We start from the raw sequence: 21660 nt of genomic DNA on the forward strand, positions 1-21660 counted from the left end.
CATGCTGGATCCGAGCAGCAGATTGAGCGTGTTTTCAAACCCTAATACCTGTTCGATAGCCGTTTTCAGCGAATCCACCGGACCTTGATAACTATGCAAAGGGGAACGCGCCCAATACACCACTTGAGCGGCCAGGCTGGGATCCTGCTCGACGATCCGGAGAATGTCCCGGGCGGTGGCGTCCGGGTTGGCTCGTAGCGCCAGAACGTATTGCGCAGTCTGCGGCATGACCGGCAGATCCGTGATGCTTTCAATACTCTCGCGCAGTCGGGCGGGGGTGTAACGGTTGGCGAAACTGGCCAGATTGTCGGGAGTCAGCGTCCGATGACTCATCATGGAATCAAGATAATCCATCGGAACTGCAAGGTGTTCCCAGCGCGCATGGACAAGCAGTCGGCGGAAATCGGATCCCCGCATCGCGACCAGTACATCACTGCTACCGCCATCAAAATAAATTTCTTCGTCGCCGGTCATGGCGACCAGACTGTTATCCACCAAAGCAGGTACGCCGAATGCGGCCGGCAAGGGAGGATAAGAACCCGCCTTGCAGCCATGATTTTGGAAAAAGCGAGCGGTTTCTGCTCCGTGCAGGGGTGCGAGTTCGCGCTGCAATAACCGGCAAAGTATGGAAAAATCCAGAATGTAGTTACAAGGCAACACGATCATCACTATCCCGGCCGCATCGCGTAGCAGGACAATGCGTACCACCTGCCGGGCCGGGATATCGAGCCGCTCAGCGATCTGCATCAGGGTTTCACCTGATGGAATGGGGATCAGTCGGTAAGGAACCTGCTGATCGTCCAGGTAATTCCGAACACAGTCGGGAAGGTTCATGGCGATGGCTCAGGTCGCGGCAACGACCGATAAGGCGAAGAGAAGCAATCCATCCCCAGGTAAAAAGTGGATGTTTAGGGGGTTTTGACAGCGACCGTGGGTGTCGTCGTGACCTTGTGCGGCACCGCTGGCCTGCGCAATAGATCGCCCGCTGGCTGGGTTCGTACCGGGGGCGGCTGAGGACTGCTTCGTGGGCTGGCGTCCTCACGCTGGATATCGATCTGCCGTTTGGGCAACTCGGTATAGAAATCGTACTTGGGTTTGACCGGTGCCGGTTCCACCACGGTGACGGGCACAGCCGGTGGCGGCGGTGTGGCCGGGGCGCGGGAGGGGTGATTTGGCGCAGTGGCCGGGAGGACAGCGCTGATTGGCGCTGACGGGTTTTTGCCACCCTTGATGTAGGCCAATAATCCGCCAAACAGGCCCATCAAAATCAGCGTGACAACCAGCAGGCCATGACGACGCACCGTCGTCTTGCGACGCCGTCCGGTCGCGGTGTGTTTGTAATCGCGGCGGATACTCACATAACCTCCGGGGCTGAGACACCCAACAAATTCAGACCATTCTTAATCACTTGGCGGGTCGCCAGACTCAGGTTGAGCCGGGCGTCGCGTAGCGCATCATCAGGAACCAGTACCCGGTGTTCGTTGTAATAGGTGTGGAACGCATTGGCCAACTCCCGCAAGTAGTGCGCCAGTTGGTGCGGTTCGTGGCTTAGGGCCGCCGCCTCGACCACTTCGGGATAACGGGACAAAGCCACCAACAAGGCTTCCTCGTGCAGTTCGCTCAACTGGGACAGATGGGCCAGGCCGCGCTGCTCATCGCGGGAAAAACCCTTCTCCCGCAGTTGCCGTAGCACACTGCACACCCGGGCATAGGCATATTGAATATAGTACACCGGGTTATCTTTAGACTGCGATTTCGCCAGATCAAGATCAAAGTCCAGATGTTGTTCGCTCTTGCGCATCACATAAAAGAACCGGGCGGCATCATTGCCCACCTCCTGACGCAATTCGCGCAAAGTGACAAATTCGCCGGAACGGGTGGACATCTGTGCCCGCTCGCCGTTGCGGTAGAGAATGGCGAATTGCACCAGGAGTACATCCAGCCGGTCAGGATTCTCGCCCAACGCCTGCAAAGCCGCCTTGACTCGTGGAACATAGCCGTGATGATCCGCGCCCCACACGTCAATTACCCAGTCGAAGCCGCGCTCAAATTTCTCCAGATGATAGGCGATGTCGGAGGCGAAATAGGTGGTCTGGCCGTTGTCGCGCTCCACCACTCGATCTTTCTCATCACCAAAGGCGCTGGAGCGAAACCACAGCGCGCCTTCTTTTTCATAGACATAGCCGGCGGTACGCAGCCGATGGAGGGTCTGGTTGACCGCACCCTGTTCCTCCAGGGTGCGCTCTGAATACCACTCGTCGTACACCACCCCAAATTCCCGTAAATCGTCGCGAATATCATCGAGGATGGTGTTCAGCCCGCGCTCAAACAGGTAGCGGTAGTGATGATCGCCGAGCAGTGCCTTGGCCCGTTCCACCAGAGCATCAATATAAATTTCCTTGTCACCGGTGCCGAGCAGATTGCCCGCCTCATCGCGGACTTCATCCGCCGGCAAGTCCGCGAACACCCGCGCCGCCGGGACTACATACGCGCTGCCCTGTTCGGCATAGAGTTGGGCGGCGATAGTGCGCACATACTCACCCCGATAGCCGTTGCTGGGAAACCGGATCGGTTCGCCGCAATGTTCCAGATAACGCAGCCAGATGCTGGCGGCCAGAATGTTCATCTGCCGTCCGGCGTCGTTGACGTAATACTCGCGGTGAACCTGATAACCCACCGCTTCCAGCAGATTGGCGACGGTCGCGCCAAAGGCCGCGCCGCGCCCGTGACCAACATGCAGCGGGCCGGTGGGATTGGCGGAGACGAACTCCACCTGCACCCGCCGCCCGCCGCCGAGCGCGCTGCGGCCAAAAGCATCGCCCCGTTCGAGAATCTCGCCGACGGTGGCGTGATAGGCCGTAGGGGTTAGAAAAAAGTTGATAAAGCCGGGACCGGCGATCTCAACTTTAGCCAAGCGGTCGGAGGCGGGCAACGCTGCAACCATACGCTCGGCCAGGTCGCGAGGTTTGCAGCGGGCGATTTTCGCCAAGGACAGCGCCAGGCTGCTGGCAAAATCGCCGTGAGTCCGGTCGCGGCTACGTTCCAGCGGAATGTCCACTGGCACCGCGCCAGGCAACCAGCCGTCTTGGCGCAAGCGGTCGATCGCTTGGGTGAGGAGGGTCTGCAAATGTAGTTTCAAGGGAACGCCTCTCGGTGGGATCTGCCAATGAACTCAACTGATCATCCCGAGTTTGAAATGATAGGTGATGAATTTCTTGAACTCGTTAACAATCTTGAACGAGTCGCGCAGCAGTTCACGCTCCAGCTTGTTCAATTCCTTGGGATTTAGATAGTTGTCCTGCGGCAGACCTTGGGTGGTTTTTTGCAGGCCGGCTTTGACCCGCAGCGCGGACATGTAGGTAAATGCCTCGATCAATTCGCTGCTAAAAGCCGGTTGAAACAGGTTGCGCTGACTTAATCCGGTAATCCGATCCACGGTATTGGTCTGCGGCAGCCGATATTCCAGCGCCAGACTGCGAACTCCATGGACGATGGGAAAGATACCGCCTTTTTTCAGGTCCAGTTCGTCGCGATTTTTTTCCAGCACGAAATTGGTGAAGAAGCTCAACGGGGTTTCAAACGCCACTGTGGCCTTGGCAAATTGGCTGTAGAAGGACTGGTGGTCGCTCAGCAGGTGATACATCCGATCCTTGACGTGCTTCAGCAGATTCTCATCGCCCGTCACCGCCGTGGCGTCGCAGAAAATGGCGAATTGTAAAAAAGAATCGCGTTTAGGGTAAACGATCCACTGGAACAGTTCATCTTTGAAAGCCGTAACGGATTTAGTCCAATACGGGTTCGACACCATGATGTTGCCAGGGCAACGCGGGTAGCCAAATTCGAGCAGGCCGCTGGTGAATTCCCCGGTGATCCGTTCCAGATCGCCGTGGTCGAAACCATCGCGCAGGATCAGCGCATTGTCCTGGTCGGTCTTTAACACCTGCTCTTCGCGGCCTTCGCTGCCCAGCACCAGCAGGCAGGAATGAGCCAGCAGATCCGGCGGCGCCAGCAGGTCGAACAGCTTGCGCAGCAGCTTTTTGTTCAGCTCCGACACCAGTTGCATGATGTAGCGAATTTTGATGCCCTTGGCATGTAAGTCGCGGACGACGTTGACCAGATCGTGGCTGGCCCACTTCAGGTCATCCTTGGAGGTAGCCCGTTCGATCTGCAACGCGATCAGGTGTGAGTGATTGGAGAGATAACTCAGCAGATCCATCTGTTCGAGAATGCCATGAATAACGCCGCCGTCGCGGATCACCAGCCGGTTGATATTGTGGTGCGTCATCCGCAGCAGGGCGTTGAACAAAAAGTCGTTCGGCGCCATGCCGATCAATTCATAGCTGGCCAGCGATCCGACCGGCGCATCCACCGATTGCCGCTGGACGATGGCCGCCTCCCGCAGATCGGTGGCAGTGATAATCCCGATCTCGTCGTCACGATTGACCAACAGCGAGTTGATTTTATGCGCTTTCATCGCCAGCGCGGCTTGGTGAATGGATGTATCAGCGGTCACGAATACCGGCGGATGAATATAGGCGTCATGGATCTTGGCCACGGTGAACGCGGCCATTTCCTGGTTTTGACCCGCTTCGCCCATGGCAGCCAGTCGCTGGGAAATCTTTTGACTGTAGAAATTAAGCACTTGCGGATAAGTCTGGACGACATCCAGGAACAGCGGTCGCGGCAACTGCAAGCAGCGGGTCGGTTCGTCTACCACGAATCGGCGCTTACTGTTTCCTTCCAGCAGTGCACGGGCATCGAAAGCGTCATCGGCAGTATAGAGTGCGACGGTCGTTTCAACATCCAGCTCGCGCACTACACCTTCCATGACGATGTACAGACAGGCTGGCATCTCCCCGACATCGAGCAGGATTTCACCTGGTTGGAACTGGCCGATCCGCAGAGTCGCAGCCAAGCGTTCCAGTTCCGGTTCCGGCAGTTGATTGAACGGAGCCAGCCTAGCCAGCAAGGCTTGTTGATCCAAATCATCCAGGGTAGTCACGGCTGTTTCGTCCGGTTGCGCCAAAGAAAATACCCTCAACCAGCAAATGCCGGGTGAGGGTATGGTAGCAGGATTCACATAAATCCGGGGTGGCGGCGTGATCGCGAGCCGGCCGGCTGAGTTCGTTACTGAAAATCATCCATAATTACATCATTCTGTACATTTTGGAGAGTGCCATGAGACAAGCGACATTTACTGAGGTACGCAACCACGCCAAACAGTATTTCGATAGGGTCGAAGCGGGTGAAGCGGTGCGGGTATTCCGCAATGGCAAACCGATTGCCGACATCGTTCCGATACTCGCCGATTTGCCTTCCTGGAAACGACGGAAAGCGCAACCCCTTGTCCTAGATGGCGTTTCGCTCAGCCGCATGATTCTGGAGGAGCGCGAGGCGGGGCTTGCCGTGGGGAAAACCTGATGCGGGTTTTTTTCGATAGCTCGGCCTTCGTCAAGCGCTATGTCAGTGAAACCGGCACCGACGCCGTGCTGGAATGGTGCGACCGGGCCATAGAAGTCGGTCTTTCCGGCATTGCGCTGCCGGAGATCATTTCCGCCTTTTGTCGGTTGCGCCGGGAAGGCCAAATCACTGACCTGGAATATCAGCAGTTGAAATCATTGTTGCTGAGCGACATCGAAGACATCGCGGTCTGTGACCTGACTCCGGCGGTATTAGCGCAGGCCGTGTCGAGTCTCGAAACCCATGTCCTGCGCGGCATGGACGCCATTCATATCGGTAGCGCGGTGGCGTTGCAAGACGATGTTTTCGTATCGGCTGACCAGCGACAGAGGAACGCCGCTGCCCGCGCCGGGCTACGGGTTGAGGCGGTGTAAATTCCGGGTGGATCGAAGCAGATCGCAACCCACGATAGCGATCATCTGCTGCAACAAGCCGACAGCGGAAACCTCAGCGTGCGCGACCCGGAACAGCAGACCACCAAGCGTGACGGTCAGAAGAACCAACGGCAACAGACGAGGACGCTTAGGTATTTTTATAACACTATGAATATAAAATTTTTTTATACAGTCTTGACGCCGGGGCGCACGCCCCCGCAGACGCAGAATAACTATAGCAGCATAGGGGGAATGCAACCGGTACGGTTACCGATAGCGGCCAGACTAGAAGAGTGCAACTCAGCTAAGCCGTTGCTATTTGACCTTAATTCAGACTATATTTAGTCATATTCACCCGGAGGCAACATGAAATACTCAAGCCAAATCAAGCCTATCAGTTATCTCAAAGCTCATGCCGCCGAGATTATCCGTCAACTGACTGAGCAGCGCGAACCGCTGGTCATCACCCAGAACGGCGAGGCCAAGGTGGTGATCCAGGATGTGCAAAGCTATGAACAGACTCAGGAAACCCTGGCGCTGCTCAAAATTCTCGCGCTGGGCAACCGCCAGATTGAAGAGGGACGGGTGCAGGAGGCCACGACCGTGTTTGAGAATCTGCGCGCCCGTCGGGAGGTCTGATGACGTTCCGGATACTCTTGACGGAGGACGCGGCGCTGGATTTAGCGGAAATCCATGACTATATCGCTGCGCATGACGCTACCGAGAAGGCCGATTATGTACTGGGGCAAATCCAGGCCGTAATCGAAAATCTGGCGGAATTGCCCGAACGCGGCGCTTATCCGAAAGAACTCCTTGCTCTCGGCATCCAAGATTATCGGGAAACCTTTTTCAAGCCCTACCGGATTCTCTATCGAGTGATCAACGACTGCGTTTATGTCTATCTGATTGTGGATGGACGGCGCGATTTGAATCTGCTGCTCCAGCGTCGTCTGGTTCGATCCAGTTGAGATTGCCATGATACAAGCAACATTCACTGAAGTCCGCAACCATGCCAAGCAGTATATTGTTCCGAAACTGGCCGATCTGCCTTCCTGGAAACGACGGAAAGCAAAACCCCCGTGCAACGCTCGCTGCACGGGGGCTTTTCATCACGACATGACTACTTTAGTGGCTCGCGCCCTCGGCACCAATGCCAGTCTGGCAACGCAAATCCTGCGCTTCAAACGAGAGGCACTCGTTCTTGCCTTGCTCGCTACTATCCAGCAACGAACCGATAAAGATACCCAGGAAGGCAATCGCCATCGAGAACAGCGCCGGATTCTTGTAGGGGAAGATCGCCGTTTCGTGACCCATCACGTCCTTCCATACCGTCGGACCGAGGAGTACGAACACCGAGGCGCTGATCAGACCCAGCCAGCCGCCCAACAGCGCGCCCTTGGTCGTCATCTTCGAGAAGTAGATCGAAGTGATAATCAGCGGGAAGTTGGCGCTGGCCGCCACCGAGAAGGTCAGGCCAACCATGAAAGCGATGTTTTGCTTCTCGAAGGCGATGCCCAGCAGAATGGCGATAACGCCCAAAGCCACCGTCGCCATCTTGGAAATCCGCACTTCCTGCAACTCGTCCACATTGCCGTGCGCAAACACGTTGGCGTACAGATCATGCGAAATCGCCGAGGCGCCGGCCAAAGTCAGACCGGAAACCACCGCCAGAATGGTGGCGAAGGCTACCGCCGAGATGAAGCCGAGCAGCAGGTTGCCACCCACCGCCCCCGCCAGGTTGACCGCTGCCATGTTCTGACCGCCCCTGAGCGCCAGGATGCCGGTCTTGGGATCGGCGACCATGAACCCCGAATCAGGCGGCATCAGCAGCACGATAGCGCCAAAGCCGATCAGGAAAGTCAGGATGTAGAAATAGCCGATGAAGCCGGTGGCGTAGAACACCGACTTACGCGCTTCGGTGGCGTTGCTGACCGTGAAGAATCGCATCAGGATGTGCGGCAAACCGGCGGTGCCGAACATCAGCGCCAGACCGAGCGAGATCGCCTCAATCGGATCGCTAACCATTGATCCTGGACTCATCAGCGCTTGCTTCTTAGCGTGAATTTCCGTCGCTTTCTTGAACATGGCTTCGAGGCTGAAGGTGCCGCCGGAAGCGAGGTACAGCGCGCCGAAGGCGATGATGGTGGCGCCGGTTAGCAGCAGACAAGCCTTGATGATCTGCACCCAGGTAGTCGCCAGCATCCCGCCGAACACCACATACATGATAATCAGCACCCCAACGATGCTGACCGCGTAGACGTAATCCAGCCCGAACAACACCTGAATCAGTTTGCCGGCGCCGACCATTTGCCCGATCAGGTACAGGATCACCACCACCAGCGAACTGGTCGCAGCCATGGTGCGCATCGGCACCCGCTGGAAGCGGTAGGAGACCACGTCGGCGTAGGTGTACTTGCCGAGATTACGAAGCTGTTCCGCCATCAGGAACATGATGATCGGCCAGCCGACCAGCCAGCCCACTGAGTAGATCAGGCCGTCGTAGCCGTTGATGAACACCAGGCCGGAAATACCCAGAAAGGAAGCCGCCGACATATAGTCGCCCGCAATCGCCAAACCATTCTGGAAGCCGGTGATGCCACCGCCAGCGGTGTAAAAGTCCTTGGCGGTCTTGGTGCGCTGCGCCGCCCAGTAGGTGATGCCCAGGGTAAAGGCGACGAAGGCCAAAAACATCACGATAGCGGGGACATTGACCGCCGCCTTTTTAACCTCGCCGTCGATGGCACCGGCAGCAAACGCAACAGTCGCGCCGGTCAGAGCCAAAACCGAAAAGAGAATCCGTGACCAGGCTCTCATAGCACTTCCTCCTTGATTTCGCTGGTCAGCCGGTCGAACTCGGAATTGGCGCGGAAGACGTAAATCCCCGTCAGGGCAAAGGCGCTCAGAATCACGGCGATACCGACCGGAATGCCGACGGTCGTGACCGATCCGGCCCACAACGGCTGCGCCAGAATCTGTTTGTCGAAAGCGATGACCAGAATGAAGGTGTAGTAGATCCCCAGCATGGCGATAGCCAACGTCCAAGCGAACTTAGTGCGTTTCGATACCAGTTCGTGGTATTTGGGGTTGCTTTTTATGGCGTGAACTAAGTCTTGCTGCATCGTTCATTTCCCATAGGTGGTGGATGACAAGTGCTCGCGAATGGACCGGAGCTTGCGGTCTAAAGCCGGTTGCCGACGAACCGGATGGCTTTAGTGGTTTACCCGGATGCGGTTCATTCTCGACCTTGCCTTCAGTGGTTGCTTGGCTGCGAGAAAGAATCGCGAGCATAGAAAATACTAGCTTTATCTCTCGGCAAGTAAAGGTCAGCAATGGGGTTATTTTCAAAAACAACCGTTAGTGGTCTCGCTGGACATCGGTGACCATTCACCGAATCGTATGAATTAAATCGTTTTTTTAACGTGGATTTGTGGATTTTCGGATCGGATGATCCCACCAATTCTGCTCAATAAAGCTCTATGGGATCGACATCCAGCGACCAGCGGACCGTGCGGTCGGTGACCTGTTGCGCCCACAACTGCGCGATCCAGCGGTTAAGGAAGCGGTGCAAATCCTGGCGGCGTGCCGCTTGCAGCAATAGATGGGCGCGATAACGACCGGCGCGGCGTTCCATCGGCGCGGGGGCCGGTCCCAGCAGTTCCAGACCCTCCGCCATCGGTTCCGCCAGCCGCCGTGCCGTGTGCAGAAACCCCATAGCTCGTTCTGGATCAACAGCTTCGGCGCGGAGCAAGGCTTGATGGGCAAACGGAGGGAACAGAGCCGCCCGCCGTTCTGCTAATGCGGCTGTAGCGAAGGCCGGATAACCTTCGGACACCAGAATCCGCAACAGTGGATGGTCCGGGTGGTGAGTCTGAATCACCACGATTCCCGGTTTTTCGGCGCGACCGGCCCGCCCGGCGACTTGCAGAATCAATTGCGCCATGCGCTCGCTGGAGCGGAAATCAACCCCGTACAGTCCTTGATCGACATCTACAATCCCCACCAGCGTCACCTTGGGAAAATGATGACCCTTGGCCAGTATTTGGGTGCCAATCAGCAAGCGGCGGTCGCCGTGGTGAATATCGGCCAGCAGCGTTTCCAGGCTGCCGCGCCGGCGGGTGCTGTCGCGATCGATCCGGGCAATGCCCACGCTGGAAAATTCCTGGTGCAAGGCTGTTTCCAGGCGCTCGGTGCCGTGACCCACCGCCCGTAAATCCACGCTGCCGCAAATCGGACAGGTCCGATCCACCGGACGGCTGTCGCCGCAGTGATGACAGACGAGTCGGCGTTGCCGCAAATGCAAGGTCATCCGGGCGTCACAATGCGGGCACTGGCTCATCCAGCCACATTCATGGCAGAACAGCACTGGAGCAAAACCACGCCGGTTGAGGAACAGCAACACCTGCTCATCGCGGGCCAGATGCGACCGCATCCGCTCCAGGAGAGGCTGTGACAATCCCTCGGTCATGGGCTGGCGTCGCACATCCAGAATCAGGATCGGCGGTTCAGCGCCGCCGCCCACCCGATCGGGCAAGCGCAATAGCTGATAGCGGTCGCTATGGGCGTTCTGGACGCTTTCCAGCGCCGGGGTGGCTGAACCCAGCACCACCGGAATGCCGAGTTGGTGGCCGCGAATCACCGCCAGATCGCGGGCGTGGTAGCGGAAACCCTGCTGCTGTTTGAACGAGGCATCATGCTCCTCGTCCACGATGAGGATGCCCGGCGCTCGCAGCGGCGCGAACACCGCCGAGCGGGTGCCCAAAACCACCTTGGCGGTCCCGGCGCGGGCCAGCAACCAGGCGTTCAACCGCTCCCGGTCATTCAAACCGGAGTGCAACACCGCCAGTGGCCCCGGCAACCGCTCCCGAAACCGCGCCAGCAGTTGCGGGGTTAAACCGATTTCCGGCGTCAATACCAGCGCTTGTCGGCCCCGCGCCAGTACCGCTTCGATCAGCCGGAGATAAACCTCGGTTTTACCGCTGCCGGTGACCCCTTCCAGCAGGAAGACCTGAAAGCGATCCAGCGCAGCGCTGACCGTTGTTATGACCTCGGCCTGCGCCGGGTTCAACACCGGGGGCGGCAAAGAGACCAGAGCTGACGAGACCACCGGATGCGCGGGATCAACCGGCGTCACCGCTTCTACCCAGCCTTTATCCCGCAGCGCCCGCAGCGTAGCCGCACTGTTGCGGACTACCGGACGTAAATCTTCGGATTCAGCGCCCCCGGAACAACTCGCCAGATGATCCAGCAGCAGGCGCTGGGTAGGAGCACGGCGCAAGGTGGCGGTATCGGTCAGCGCGCTCTGACCCGCAGACGTAATACGCCATAACGGTGACAAGGTGGGCAGAAGGGCCGGTTCGCCCTGACGCAACAACACCGGCAAAGCGGTCGCGAACACTTCACCCAGCGGATGGTGGTAGTAACGCTGCGCCCACTGGATCAGCGCCAGCACATCAACCGGCAGGATCGGATCGTAATCGAGGATGGCCAGTGCTTGACGCAGTGCAGCGGGATTAATCTCACTCTCCCCGCCGACTTCAATGAGAAAGCCCACCCGATTCTGCCGCCCGAACGGCACCCGCACTCGCATCCCCGGCTGCAACAACGTGGGATCGCAGCCCAGCGGCGGTAAATAATCAAAGGTTTTGTAAAGCGGGGATGGAACCGCGATCCGCAGAATCGGGCCAGACCCGGCAGCGCAACCGTCAACCACCGAGCAAGCCGGTACGCAGACCTTCAAGCATGAATTGCACCGCCAGGGCCGCCAGAATCACCCCCAGCAGCCGGCCGATGACGTTGGCGCCAGTTTCGCCCAACAGCTTCATCAATTGCGGTGCCAGCAACAGACACAGCAGGGTTAGCAGCAGCACCGCCAGCAGCACCGCCAGCAGACCGAGAAACAGCAGCGGCTGTGCCTGGGGATGCAGGCCACTGGTAGTCAGCAGGATGGTAGTCAGTGTGCCGGGACCGGCCAGCAGCGGAAACGCCAGCGGGAATACTGAGATATCCTCCTTGTAATGGGCCTCTTCCTGTTCCCGCACCGTGGCAGAGCGTAGGCCAGAGGGTCGGGCAAACACCATGTCAATCGCCAGCAGAAACAGCAGAGCACCGCCGCTGATCCGGAACGCCGCCAGGCTAATGCCCAGAAAACGCAGCAGCGTATCGCCGGTAAGCAGGAACAACAGCATGATCAGGCTGGCAATGCCGGTGCTTTTGAGGGCCATGCGCCGGCGATAGCGGTCAGTACCGCCCCGGGTCAGTGCTCCGAATATCGGCGCCACCCCTACCGGGTCGATGACCACCAGGAAGGTCACAAAGATGGTGATGAGGGATTCCAGCATGACAGTCGGCGAGGTCCACTCCCTTCTCTCACCGGCGGAAGAAGGGCTAGAAGCGAGAGAAATCGACTCATTCGCCCGCCCGGAACGCACCGAGCGATCCGCCTTGGCCTTGGACGAACACCAGGTCACCGGCAGCGAGGGGCGGGGCGACAATGCTTTTACCGGTGGCGCGGACTCGGCCCACGATTTTGCCGCTGTCCTTGCTTAACCAGTGTAGATAACCCTCGAAGTCGCCAACCACGACGTATTCACCGGTCGCCGCTGGAGCAGACAGCCGACGCCCGGTCAGTTCGGGTTGCTTCCACAGGGTGCCGCCGTTGCGGCGATCCAGCGCCAGCACCGCATCGGTGTCATCACTGACGTAAACCTGCCGGTCGTCCACGTCGAGACCGGCGTAGCTGGACAGTTCACGGTTCCACACCAGGTTGCCGTTGCGCATGTCAATAGCCGCAATACTGCCGCGATAGGCGACCAGGTAAAGGGTATCGCCAAAAATCCGGGGTTCGGAGTCAATGTCGATCAGCCGCTCGATTTCGGTGCGGCCGCGCGGCACTGCAATGGTTTTTTCCGTGACCGGCAGACCCTTGTCCAGAGACAGCACCAGCAGCTTGCCGGTGTCCAGCCCAGCGATGATCAGATCGCGAGTCAATAGCGGCGGCGCACTGCCGCGCAAACTGAGCGCCGGAGTGGTGTAAGCGTAAATCCAACGGCGTTCACCGGTGCCGGCGTCAAGGCCAGTGAATTTTCCATCTATCGTGCGAACCACCACCACGCCACCGCTGGCGCGGGGTGAAGCCAGCACCTCACTGGAGACCTGGGTTCGCCAGGTCTCCTGACCATCGGCCTGGCGCAAGGCGACGACCTGACCTTTGCTGGTGCCGACCAGCACCAGTCCGGTTTCGCTGACGCCCACTCCGCCGGAGATCGGCAACTGGGTCGCACTTTGCCACAATCGTTGCCCGCTGAGCGCATCCACGGCAATGACCGTACCATCATGGCTGGCCGCGTAAATCCGTCCATCGGCCAGCGCTGGGGTCAGGCGAATAAATTGTTTTTCCGCGCCCGCCCCCACCGTGGTTTCCCAGATCTGCCGGACGCCCATTGGTTGGGCGATGGATTTCAGTTCAGCGGGTGGAATCGAATTATCGGAACCACCGAACCAGCTACAACCAGCATTCAGGACCAGCAGAGATAGCAGAAATACGCGGCGGATCATCATCATTGACCTGATGTAGCAGGAGCGGGGGCCAGAATCGGAGTAGCGCCGCTATCCTCAATAATTGGCGCAGGTACCGGTTCAGCAGGGCTGACCGGTAAATCCGGAGCCGGAGCCGGAGCCGGTTCGGTGGCTGATGCCGGCTCTGCCACGGGCGCAGGTTCAGTCACAGCTTCGCGGGAAGTTACCGGAACCGGCGCGACTTCGGTAAGTTCGGGTTTAGCCGGTTCCGCTGGAGCCGGTGGCGGCGGAGCGGGTGGCGCCGGAACCACCGAGTCGGGGGTTGGCGCGGCCAGATTATCGAGCTTGAGTTGCAGCAAACGATTGCCGCTGCTCGCAGCCAGCGCTGCGGCATAGGCCGTTCTGGCCTTGGCGATGTCGTTGCCGGCCAGATAAAAATCGCCCTTCAACGCCTCGCGTTCGGCGGTCAGGCTGGCGGTAGTCACGCTATCCAACAACTTCTGTGCCTCGGTGAGCTGACCGGTGGTGAACTGCACCTGCGCCAGCCGCAGCCGGGCAATGTCCTTGAGTTCGTCGAGTTTGGCGTTGCCGATGACCCATTCCAGCCGTTGCATTGCAGTCGCCGGATCGCCGTTGTCCAGCGCCAGCTTGGCCAGCCGTAACGCTGCCAGCACCGCATAGGACGATTTCGGGAAGTCGGTCAACAGGGCTTGTCCACGCGAGCCAGCGTCGGATTTGCCGACCGCTGCGACGAAAGCGTCATAAGCCTGTGAGGCTTTTTCCGCCTGGGCATTACGGTAGGAACTCCAGTATTGCCAGCCAAAGATCGCGATCAGGCCGAGTACGATGCCAATGACGATGCTGGAGCCATTTTCCGTCCACCACTTTCTGAGATCTTCGACGCGCTCGTCGTCGGTGTATTGTTCCATTGAGTTCTATCCTCTGGCGTCCCGTTCTAAAACCGATGGGGTTGAATTCAGCGCCATGCGCAGATGGGCAGCAACCTGATCCTGTGACAGAGTGACTTGTTCGCCCTGCGTTTCGCGCAGCGGCTTGATCGCGACGGTGCCGGCTTTGATCTCATCCTCGCCCAGGATGAGTGCGAAGCGGGCACCGCTGTAATCGGCGCGGCGGAACTGGGCCTTGAAGCCGCCGCCGCCACAGTTCATTCGCAGCCGCAGCGGCAACTGCTCGCGCAACTGTTCCGCCAGTACCAACCCCTGCCGCTGGGCAGCGTCGCCGACCATGATCAGGTAAGCGTGAGGATTCGGATCAGCGCCTGAATAGCCAGCCGCAACCAGCATGGCGACCAGCCGCTCCAGACCCATCGCAAAACCGATCCCCGGCACCGCCGGACCGCTTAATTGCTCGATCAGGCCATCGTAGCGCCCGCCGGCGCAGATCGTACCTTGAGCGCCAAGGGTATCGGTCACCCATTCAAAAACCGTTTTGCAGTAATAATCCAGGCCGCGCACCAGGCGCGGGTTGATCTCGTAGGTGATGCCGGCGCTGTCCAGCAGCGCCCGCAGTTCGGCAAAATGAATTTGGGATTCCGTATCGAGGTGATCCAGCAACACCGGCGCTTCCGCTACTACCCCGCGCATCGCTGGGTTCCTGGTGTCCAGAATGCGCAGCGGATTGGTATGCAACCGCCGCTGGCTGTCCTCGTCCAGTTCGGTGCGCCGGGTTTCAAAATAGGCTACCAACCGTTCGCGGTAGGCCGCACGGGCGGCGCTGGAGCCGAGCGAGTTGAGTTGCAGCGTGACCTCGCGGATACCAAGCCGCCGCCACAACCGTGCGGTCAGGCAAATCAACTCAGCGTCAATATCCGGGCCGGCCATGCCGTAGGCTTCGACGCCGACCTGGTGAAATTGGCGGTAACGGCCTTTTTGCGGCTTTTCATAGCGGAACATCGGCCCGGCATACCACAACCGCTGGGTCTGATGATGCAGCAGGCCATGTTCGATGCAGGCGCGGACGCAACCCGCAGTACCTTCCGGGCGCAAGCTCAAACTCTCATCGTTGCGATCCGCGAAGGTGTACATCTCCTTTTCGACGATATCGGTCACCTCGCCAATCGAACGGGCAAACAGTTCGGTTCTCTCAACAATCGGCAGACGGATTTCGTGGTAATCATAGGCGGCGAGTACCTCGCGCACCGTGGCTTCGAGGCCCTGCCACAGCGCTGATTCGCTGGGCAGGATGTCATTCATGCCACGGATGGCTTGAAACGGCTTGGACATGGCTGAAAATCCGAAAGCGCGGGGCGGGCACGCAAAATCAGGGAGCAGGCGTCAGCGTAAAGCGGCTGACCGTACCGCGCCGAGGCAGGTAAATCGCTGTATCCACCAGCCGGTCATCCAGGGCAATACGAGCGGCGGGCGCGTTGCCCAAAGTCACTGTGAACGGCGCCGGACCTGCTATCGCGTGGGTGGTATTGGCTTTCATCAGGCCATTGGCTAATACCTTGCCTTGGGCGTCTTTCACCTCTACCCAGCAGTCTTCGCTGAATTGCAGCATCAGCCGGGCGTCGGATCGAGCGTCAAGCGCTGAACTATCGCCATTATTCGCCACCGTGGCGGAAACCGTGGCGGTAGTGGCGAGGGTAACAGCGGACACTGCTGGCGCCGGTTCAGGGCGGATCGCCGGAGCGGGCGGCGCCAACTGCGCAACGGCCGACGCTGGATCGGGTTCAGGGCGAGGCGCAGGCGCGGGTTCGCTAGCAGTGGGCGCGGGGGGTGGAGGCGTGGGTTCGCTGGTCGTCTCTGCGGATTTAGGCTGGAACGGGTACTGGGTCTGCGTAGTGACCGCCATCGGACTGCTGGCCGGCTGGGTCGCACTATCCCGGTGGCCGCTCGCCCACCACGCACTCAGCCGGCTGGGGTTCAGATCCCCTAAATTCTGCACGGCGGTCCAGCCGACGCCGATGACCACCAGCAGATAAAGCAGGCCGCGCAAGTCCCGAACCTGAGTCTGCCGGCGACGCGGATGAACGACTTTTAGCGGTGGAGGCTCTCGGCTAGTGTCCACTTGCTGGCGATAGCGATCGAGTACCTCTGATTCCGGCAGTTCCAGAAATCGGGCGTAGCGGCTGAGATAGCCGCGAACGAACACGGGCGGTCCCAAGCGCTCGAAATCATCATTCTCGATAGCTTGGATCAAGATCGGGTTCAGACCGAGACGACGCGCCGCATCACGGGGTTCGGCACCGTGACTGGCGCGAGTACAGGCCAGCCAGGCGCCCAGCGATTCGGCGCGCGGGGTGGCGGATTCGGTCGGTGGGTTGAAATCGGCGGAGGGTTCGTGGCTCATACTCATGGCGACTGTTTCAGGCGGCGGGCTTCGTCAGAATTGGGGAACTGGGATAACAGTAGCACACCGTACTCCCGGCGTAATTGCGGGTCGCCATCGCTGGCCTGCTCGATAGCGATGCCCAGCCACAGACTCTGCGGCGTAGGGCGGGTTTGGGCATGGTAGCGTTGCAGGAAAGCGCGCGCCTGCAAGGTCTGGTTCTGGTTCTGGCTGAGTTCAGCCAGATCGAGCAGGGCGCTGGTATTATTGGGGTTAAGCTCCAGCGCCTTGCGCAGCCAGATTTCAGCCTGGGCAGGATCATTCCGCTTGCGGGCACAGGTTGCCAAACCGGCATAAGCGTCGGCAGCATTGGCGCCGGCGTTGGCCGGATCAGCGACCATCTTCTGTAATTCGGCTTCGCCCTCGGCGGTGCGAATCGGCTCGCGGGTGCAAAGAAAACGGGCATAGTTTAGTTTGGCCAAGGTGTAGTCGGGCTTGAGTTCAATGGCCCGCTTGAAGTGAATTTCGGCGGGGCTGTACTCACGCATTTCCTCATAGAGCACGGCAATGGCGTTGTGGGTCTCGGGACTGCTCTCATCAAATTGCAGTGACTTGAGCAGTTTTTCGGCGGCGACTTCATAATGACCTGATTGCATGTAGCCGATGCCCAGTTTGAAATTGGCTTCAGCGACATTTTCCTTGAACTCCCGCTCTTGCGAACCGGCGCAAGCCCCCAGCAGCAACGTCAGGGACAAAGTGGTCAATTGAGCCGATAACCGCATAGTGGATGTCCTAGCCAGCGACCTGCGCGACCGGCATGATCGGCACCCGTCGCCGCCCGCGTGCTTGCACCTGGCCGGCCAGTTGGCCGCAGGCGGCGGCGATGTCATCACCTCGAGTTTTGCGGGTGACCACAGTCAGATCGTGGGCCATCAGCACTGCATGGAAGCGGGCGATAGCGGCGGCACCGGAGCGCTGGTAGTGAGTTCCCGGAAAGGGATTGAACGGAATCAGGTTGACCTTGGACGGGATGGGTTTGATCAGCGCCGCCAGCGCATGAGCATGGCTTACAGAATCGTTGATGCCATCCAGCAGCACATATTCCCAGGTGATCCGGCGATGCGGCTTATCAGCGATGTAATGCCGGCAGGCGGCCAGCAATTCAGCAATCGGATACTTGCGGTTGAGCGGCACCAGTTGATTGCGCAATTCATCGCTGGGCGCATGCAGCGAGACCGCCAGGCTGACCTCGGATGCCTCGCGCAACCGGTACAGCGCCGGGACGACGCCCGCAGTACTCAGGGTGACGCGGCGCTTGGAAATACCGAAGCCGAGATCGTCCTGCATCAGGTCAGTGGCCTTGACCACGCGCTCAAAATTCAGCAGCGGTTCACCCATGCCCATCAGCACGATGTTGGTGATGATGCGATTGCCGTTGCGGACATCGCCCAGCAGGCGGCTGGCTTGCCAGACCTGGCCGATGATTTCGGCGACGGTGAGATTGCGGTTAAAGCCTTGTTGCGCGGTGGCGCAAAACGAGCAATCCAGTGGGCAGCCGATCTGTGAGGAGATGCACAGGGTGCCGCGATCCGGTTCCGGGATAAACACGGTTTCAATGCTGTTGCCGCTGTCCAGCCGGATCAGCCACTTGTGCGAACCGTCGCGCGAAGCCTGGTCAAGAATCACTTCGGGCAGGCGGATTTCGGCGCAAGCGGCCAGCCGTTCCCGCAGCGCTTTGCTCAGATTGCTCATCGCGGCGAAGTCGGTAACCCGCTCGTGGTAAATCCACTTCATGATCTGGGTGGCGCGGAAGGGTTTTTCGCCCAGCGCGGCGAAGAACGCCTCCAGATCGCGGCGATCCAGATCGAGCAGATTCACCTTGCCGATCTCTGGAAGGGCAACTGGGCCGTTGGCCAGTTCACTCATGACGCGGACAAATATCGTCGGGCTTAAAGAAAAAGGCGATTTCGGCTGCGGCCGTTTCTGGTGCATCGGAGCCGTGTACGGTGTTGCGGGTGGTGTTTTTGCCCAGGTCGAAGCGAATCGTGCCGGGCGTGGCTTTTTGGGGATCGGTGGATCCCATAATCGCCCGGTTTCGGGCGATAGCGTCCTCACCTTCCAGCACCATCACCAGGATGGGGCTTTCGGTCATATAGGCCACCAGTTCAGCATAAAACGGGCGCTCGCGATGGACGGCATAGAATTGTTCGGCCTGCTCTTGGCTCAGCCGAAGCATCCGAGCCGCAGCGACGCGCAAGCCGGAACTCTCGAAGCGACCAATAATCTGGCCGATGATATTCCGGCGGACCGCGCCGGGCTTGATGATGGATAAGGTGTGTTCCAGGGTCATGCGAGGCTCCGTGGAGTCATTAGGATTGGAGGAGAAGGCGAATCCGACGGCGGGATGTCGGGCGGATTGGAGTTTAGCGGAGTTTAACGATATTCGGGCGATCCCGGCAACGCAGCCGCAGAATCGCGTTAATAGCAATCCGGTTTGAATGGTGGCACCGACTCCCCGCCCGCGAACTGAACAGCGGCGGGAAGCCGGTGCCACTTCTTCTGCTGTTTTCCAAGCCTAATTGAAATTTTTAGCTTTCTTTAAGTCAAAATTGACATTTTTTGTCAATATGAACCCTAATTTGTCGTAGGGTTTTCGTTAAAAGCGACTGTATTTTGCCTATAAATTGCCAAATAAAAGCAATATATGTCATATATTTGAAAATAAGGCCATTATGGCCTAATCATTGCTTTTAATTAACCTATCTGAAAAAGGCAAAGCCACTGAAAGGTGGCGGCGCAAAATCACCGGTCTAAGGGGCTTCAGCCCTATGACGGCGGGATCGCCAGATACAGCCGCTTCGTGACCTTGGGGTCGTAGTAGATGTTAGCGACTGTCCCCCGCAGAGGATTCGGTGGTTTGCGCGCCTCAACTATATAGGTACTGAGGGGATCGCAACCATGATGACCGCCACTGAATTCCGTTCCAGCCTTGCCGTTGTTTCTGCCGCTTCGGTAGATACCCGCCAAACTTTCCGTCAACTCTCGCTGGTTTCAGCGGTCGCGCTGGCCTTGACCGCCGGCGGATTGGCGTCACCAGCGCAGGCGCAAACCGGCGGGCGCTGGGCTGAAGGTCGGGCACTGGTGCAGTTCCAAGCCGGTTTACCGCAAGCCGAGCAGGACAAGATTCTCAAGGCGCATGGCGGCAAGAGGCTGGCGAAGATTCAGCAGGTGGGCGTCCATATCATCGAAGTGCCGGCCAAGGCCGAGGACGCGGTGGTGCAGGCGCTGTCGCATAATCCGCATGTCAAGTTCGCCGAAAAGGACATGTTGGTTGAAGCTTCACTCACTCCTAATGACCCCAACTATTCGAGCGCTTGGCATTTGCCCAAGATTGCCGCTCCGACTGCTTGGGACACCAGCAGCGGATCAGGGGTCGTCGTGGCGATTTTGGATACCGGGGTATACGCCGCGCATCCAGAATTTTCAGGCCGGCTGGTAGCAGGCTACAACTCAGCAGATGGGACTGTGAATACGGCTGACATCTACGGCCACGGCACCAAAGTCGCCGGCACTGCGGCGGCGGCTACTAATAATGGCCTCGGTGTGGCCGGGGTGGCGGGCAATGCGCTGATCATGCCGGTGCGAGTGACCAATGACAGCACTACCGGTAGCGCCTCTTTTAGTAGCATCGCCAGCGGCTTGAGTTGGGCCGCTGATCATGGAGCGCGGGTCGCTAACATCAGCTACGATGTGACCGGCAGTTCATCCGTCGCCAGCGCCGCCCAATATCTGCGGGGCAAGGGTGGCCTGACCGTAGTGGCGGCGGGCAACAGCAGCACTAATCCCGGCTATGCCGATAGCCCTTATATAATCTCGGTGTCGGCGACCGACAGCAGTGATAACAAAGCCAGTTGGTCGAATTATGGTGCGTATGTGGATGTCGCCGCGCCGGGAGTGGGAATTTGGACGACTACCAACGGCGGCGGGTATGGCGCGGTGTCCGGCACTTCATTTTCCAGCCCGATGACGGCCGGGGTGGTGGCGTTGATGATGGCGGCCAATCCAGGATTATCGCCGGCTGATGTGGAAAGCGCGTTGAAGAGCAGCGCCGACGATTTGGGCACGGCGGGTCGGGATGATGTTTACGGTTATGGCCGGGTCAACGCCGGGCGGGCGGTACAGGCGGCGCTGACGGCGCGGTCTACCGATACTCAGGCGCCGACGGTAGCGATGACGGCACCCGTCAGCAGCGCTAAAGTCAAAGGTCTGGTCGCAGTGGGCATCAACGCTTCTGATAACGTTGGGGTGGAGCGGGTGGAGCTATATGTCAACGGTACGAAGCTGGCCAGCGACTCCACCGCGCCGTTCGGGTTTAGCTGGGATACTACTCAGTATGCCGAGGGTAATGTGACGCTGGTGGCGTATGCCTTCGATGCCGCCGGTAATCAGGGTTTGTCGTCAGCGGTGAGCGTGACCGTGGACAACGTGCCTGATCCGGTGGATGCGACGCCGCCGACGGTGAGCATCTCCAATCCGGTCAATGGCGCGAAAGTCAGCGGCGTGAATGTCACCATCAACGTCAATGCCTCCGACAACGTAGCCGTCACCAAGACCACCTGCGCGGTGGATGGTCAGGTGTTGAGCATCAGCAGCAGCGCATCGTTGAAATGCAGTTGGAACATCAAGAAAGTCGCGGCGGGCGCACACAGCATCAGTGCTACGGCTGAAGATGCTGCCGGTAACAAATCCAGTACGGCGATCCAGGTGACGAAATAATTCGATTACTTCGTTTACGGCTTGGCGGAGAGCCACACGATCCCCGGTTCTCCGCGTTTTTGCCCATAGCCAGCCTGAATTCTCAGGCTGGTTTTTTGTTGTCAGAAAATTTTACAGTGGGTTTTGCGAGCTGTAGCGAGCTTCTGGGGCTGATCTGGCTTGAGACGATGGGGGTTGTCAGAAAATTTCCTCCTGTAAATTTTCCCGTGATTGCTTATAAATTTGAAACCCACTGTAAGCTCAT

Annotated in this window: 23 protein-coding genes and 1 riboswitch; of the genes, 6 read left to right on the top strand and 17 right to left on the bottom strand. The window is 58.8% G+C overall.

The features are described 5' to 3' along the window. The 5 genes from BN874_RS17010 to BN874_RS24730 form a co-directional block, all read right to left on the bottom strand. The coding region (locus BN874_RS17010) for an HDOD domain-containing protein (RefSeq protein WP_034435473.1) at positions 1–834 on the bottom strand (834 nt) is incomplete at its 3' end. 74 nt (positions 835–908) lie between these two features. Next, positions 909–1358: a hypothetical protein gene (locus BN874_RS17015; RefSeq protein ID WP_034435474.1), complete on the bottom strand. Its 450-nt coding sequence runs from the start codon at positions 1356–1358 to the stop codon at positions 909–911. Further along, positions 1355–3139 carry an arginine--tRNA ligase gene (gene argS / locus BN874_RS17020; protein ID WP_034435476.1) on the bottom strand — a complete coding sequence of 595 codons (1785 nt, stop codon included), beginning with the start codon at positions 3137–3139 and terminating at the stop codon, positions 1355–1357. Before argS ends, BN874_RS17015 begins: the two co-directional genes overlap by 4 nt. A gap of 33 nt (positions 3140–3172) precedes the next feature. Next, the gene (locus tag BN874_RS17025; protein ID WP_154724998.1) at positions 3173–5002 is read right to left on the bottom strand and encodes a putative nucleotidyltransferase substrate binding domain-containing protein; all 1830 of its coding nucleotides are present in this window, start codon (positions 5000–5002) and stop codon (positions 3173–3175) included. Beyond that, positions 4986–5141: a hypothetical protein gene (locus tag BN874_RS24730; RefSeq protein ID WP_154724999.1), complete on the bottom strand. Its 156-nt coding sequence runs from the start codon at positions 5139–5141 to the stop codon at positions 4986–4988. Before BN874_RS24730 ends, BN874_RS17025 begins: the two co-directional genes overlap by 17 nt. A 37-nt stretch (positions 5142–5178) precedes the next feature. Here BN874_RS24730 and BN874_RS17030 point away from each other — a divergent pair, with 37 nt between their 5' ends. Together BN874_RS17030 and BN874_RS17035 are read left to right on the top strand one after the other, a co-directional pair. After that, complete coding sequence (locus tag BN874_RS17030) at positions 5179–5421, top strand: type II toxin-antitoxin system Phd/YefM family antitoxin (RefSeq protein WP_034435477.1); 243 nt, start codon at positions 5179–5181, stop codon at positions 5419–5421. After that, entirely contained in the window at positions 5421–5834 is a 414-nt protein-coding gene (locus BN874_RS17035) for a type II toxin-antitoxin system VapC family toxin (RefSeq protein WP_034435479.1), read from the top strand. The genes BN874_RS17030 and BN874_RS17035 overlap by 1 nt, the downstream gene beginning before the upstream one ends. Here BN874_RS17035 and BN874_RS24735 read toward each other — a convergent pair. Beyond that, a complete protein-coding gene (locus BN874_RS24735) occupies positions 5814–5969 on the bottom strand; it encodes a hypothetical protein (protein ID WP_154725000.1) in 156 nt (51 codons plus the stop codon). The genes BN874_RS17035 and BN874_RS24735 overlap by 21 nt on opposite strands. Positions 5970–6200: 231 nt before the next feature. Between BN874_RS24735 and BN874_RS17045 the strand changes: the two genes are divergently transcribed. Both BN874_RS17045 and BN874_RS17050 read left to right on the top strand, forming a co-directional pair. Continuing rightward, entirely contained in the window at positions 6201–6473 is a 273-nt protein-coding gene (locus tag BN874_RS17045) for a type II toxin-antitoxin system Phd/YefM family antitoxin (RefSeq protein ID WP_034435481.1), read from the top strand. Further along, entirely contained in the window at positions 6473–6802 is a 330-nt protein-coding gene (locus BN874_RS17050) for a type II toxin-antitoxin system RelE/ParE family toxin (protein WP_034435482.1), read from the top strand. Before BN874_RS17045 ends, BN874_RS17050 begins: the two co-directional genes overlap by 1 nt. A gap of 157 nt (positions 6803–6959) precedes the next feature. On the opposite strand, the gene BN874_RS17055 is transcribed toward BN874_RS17050, so the two are convergent. The 11 genes from BN874_RS17055 to ndk all read right to left on the bottom strand — a co-directional run bounded on the left by BN874_RS17055 (position 6960) and on the right by ndk (position 18990). Then, positions 6960–8648, bottom strand: a complete 1689-nt coding sequence (locus BN874_RS17055) for a cation acetate symporter (protein ID WP_051497980.1) — start codon at positions 8646–8648, stop codon at positions 6960–6962. Then, entirely contained in the window at positions 8645–8953 is a 309-nt protein-coding gene (locus BN874_RS17060; protein ID WP_034435483.1) for a DUF485 domain-containing protein, read from the bottom strand. The genes BN874_RS17055 and BN874_RS17060 overlap by 4 nt, the downstream gene beginning before the upstream one ends. A gap of 344 nt (positions 8954–9297) precedes the next feature. Further along, entirely contained in the window at positions 9298–11571 is a 2274-nt protein-coding gene (locus BN874_RS17065) for a primosomal protein N' (RefSeq protein ID WP_230314474.1), read from the bottom strand. After that, positions 11537–12172, bottom strand: coding sequence for a MarC family protein (locus BN874_RS17070; protein WP_034435484.1), 636 nt, complete (start codon positions 12170–12172; stop codon positions 11537–11539). Before BN874_RS17070 ends, BN874_RS17065 begins: the two co-directional genes overlap by 35 nt. 67 nt (positions 12173–12239) lie before the next feature. After that, a complete protein-coding gene (bamB, locus tag BN874_RS17075) occupies positions 12240–13388 on the bottom strand; it encodes an outer membrane protein assembly factor BamB (RefSeq protein WP_230314475.1) in 1149 nt (382 codons plus the stop codon). A gap of 2 nt (positions 13389–13390) precedes the next feature. Then, entirely contained in the window at positions 13391–14278 is an 888-nt protein-coding gene (locus tag BN874_RS26090; protein WP_051497982.1) for a YfgM family protein, read from the bottom strand. A 6-nt stretch (positions 14279–14284) separates the two neighbouring features. Next, positions 14285–15592, bottom strand: coding sequence for a histidine--tRNA ligase (gene hisS / locus BN874_RS17085; protein ID WP_034435487.1), 1308 nt, complete (start codon positions 15590–15592; stop codon positions 14285–14287). A gap of 37 nt (positions 15593–15629) precedes the next feature. Beyond that, positions 15630–16667, bottom strand: a complete 1038-nt coding sequence (locus BN874_RS26095; RefSeq protein ID WP_034435488.1) for a RodZ domain-containing protein — start codon at positions 16665–16667, stop codon at positions 15630–15632. Further along, positions 16664–17422 (bottom strand): type IV pilus biogenesis/stability protein PilW, encoded by a 759-nt coding sequence (gene pilW / locus BN874_RS17095; RefSeq protein WP_034435489.1) that lies wholly within the window; start codon positions 17420–17422, stop codon positions 16664–16666. Before pilW ends, BN874_RS26095 begins: the two co-directional genes overlap by 4 nt. Before the next feature lie 10 nt (positions 17423–17432). After that, positions 17433–18566, bottom strand: coding sequence for a dual-specificity RNA methyltransferase RlmN (gene rlmN, locus BN874_RS17100; RefSeq protein ID WP_051497983.1), 1134 nt, complete (start codon positions 18564–18566; stop codon positions 17433–17435). Next, a complete protein-coding gene (gene ndk, locus BN874_RS17105; protein ID WP_034435490.1) occupies positions 18559–18990 on the bottom strand; it encodes a nucleoside-diphosphate kinase in 432 nt (143 codons plus the stop codon). The genes rlmN and ndk overlap by 8 nt, the downstream gene beginning before the upstream one ends. Positions 18991–19401: 411 nt before the next feature. Then, positions 19402–19488, top strand: a riboswitch (cyclic di-GMP riboswitch). 110 nt (positions 19489–19598) lie between these two features. Here ndk and BN874_RS17110 point away from each other — a divergent pair. Continuing rightward, positions 19599–21416, top strand: a complete 1818-nt coding sequence (locus tag BN874_RS17110) for a S8 family serine peptidase (protein WP_230314476.1) — start codon at positions 19599–19601, stop codon at positions 21414–21416. 59 nt (positions 21417–21475) lie between these two features. After that, a partial coding sequence (locus tag BN874_RS25850) for a hypothetical protein (protein ID WP_230314477.1) occupies positions 21476–21660 on the top strand: 185 nt, incomplete at its 3' end.

This window comes from Candidatus Contendobacter odensis Run_B_J11, from assembly GCF_000531125.1.
Classification (GTDB): domain Bacteria; phylum Pseudomonadota; class Gammaproteobacteria; order Competibacterales; family Competibacteraceae; genus Contendibacter; species Contendibacter odensensis.